This is a genomic window from Paenibacillus albidus, from assembly GCF_014644435.1.
Taxonomy (GTDB): domain Bacteria; phylum Bacillota; class Bacilli; order Paenibacillales; family Paenibacillaceae; genus Paenibacillus_AQ; species Paenibacillus_AQ albidus.
In genome coordinates, this window is record NZ_BMKR01000104.1 from 1 (window position 1) to 1,338 (window position 1,338).

The 1,338-nt window shown below is 50.1% G+C and carries 1 protein-coding gene; it reads right to left on the reverse strand.

Annotated features, from left to right (window positions below):
- Positions 1 to 33: 33 nt before the first annotated feature.
- Positions 34 to 1,338, reverse strand: a 1,305-nt coding sequence (locus IEY53_RS34770) for an IS1182 family transposase (protein ID WP_189032924.1), incomplete at its 5' end; no start/stop codon positions are given.

Genomic DNA, 1,338 nt, shown 5'->3' on the forward strand with positions numbered 1-1,338 from the left:
CCCTAAAAGTCAAACAGAGCAGCGATTCTCCTGTTATTGGAGGACCGCTGCTCTGCGTTTTTGGTCATTTGCAGCTTGCTTCAGCAGATTATGAGCAAGTGAAAGCCAACCGACCTCTAGCGTCACTTTTTCCATGCCGCGAAGCAGAAAGCGCCGGAACCCCCGGTTATTCTTCAGTTGTCCAAATACACTTTCCGGTTCCGTCATTCGGCGTACGGCAAGGGCGTAGCCTTCCTCACTTCGCAGGATGTCCCGAGCCTGTTTCTGGTATCGCAGCCGTTCCAGACTGACAACCACTTCCCGATTTCCTGCTGCCTTCGTGCAGCGTTCCTTCAGCGGACAGCCTTCACAGCTCTGGCTTCGGTAATGACGTTTGTAAATTTCATATCCACTTTGTAGGGTCTCCTTACTCTCTTTGCGGAAATGCAGCGCTTCTCCGGCTGGGCACGTCCATGTATCCTTGGTTTCGGTGTATGTCCAGTTCTCGATCTTTCCGACATTCTCTTTCCAAGCTTTGCTTTTTTCTTTGTGGTAACTGCCATATTTCACTACCGCCTGAATCTCTTCCTTTTCCAGATAGGCGTAGTTTTCTTCACTGCCGTAGCCTGCATCCGCAATCACCGTTTGAGGGAGTTTTCCCAGGATCTTCCTTGCCTTTTCCATATGCGGCTGTAGACAACGGGTATCGGTGGGTCTTCGATGTAGACTGTAGGCCAAAATAAACTGGTTTTCCGTTCCGATTTGCACATTGTAACCCGGTTTAAGCTGACCATTTCGCATGTGGTCTTCCTTCATCCGCATGAAGGTCGCATCCGGGTCGGTCTTGCTGAAGCTGTTCCGGTCACCAAGCAGTGTTTGGTACTGTTCGTACTTCAGTAACCTAGGCAGCAAGTCCTTCCGAAGCTTCCGAATGGCCTTTTTCAGGGGCTTGTCTTTAGGTTTGTCCAGAAGTTTTGACTCCAGCGCCTGGGTCAGGTGTTCCAGTTTCTCACTGCTTATCTCACAAGATTCGCCGAGTTCCGCGAGGTCCTTTCCCTGGAACTTCCGCTCTTCCTGGTGCTCTGCCGCTTCAATGTCAGCAAAAAGAGCATGTACATTCTCTTGCAGCTTGGCCTTGTGTTTACTAACGGCTTTGCCCCAAACAAATGTATAGCGATTGGCATTGGCCTCAATCTTAGTGCCATCCACAAAGTAATGCTCCAGAGAAACGTATTTTTCGTCAGCCAAAAACTGAAGCACAGCGGAAAATACCGTTTCAAGAACGTCCTTCATTCGCTTGGAACGGAAGCGATTAAGCGTGCGAAAGTCTGGCCGGTGGCGTCCGGCTAGCCACATGAA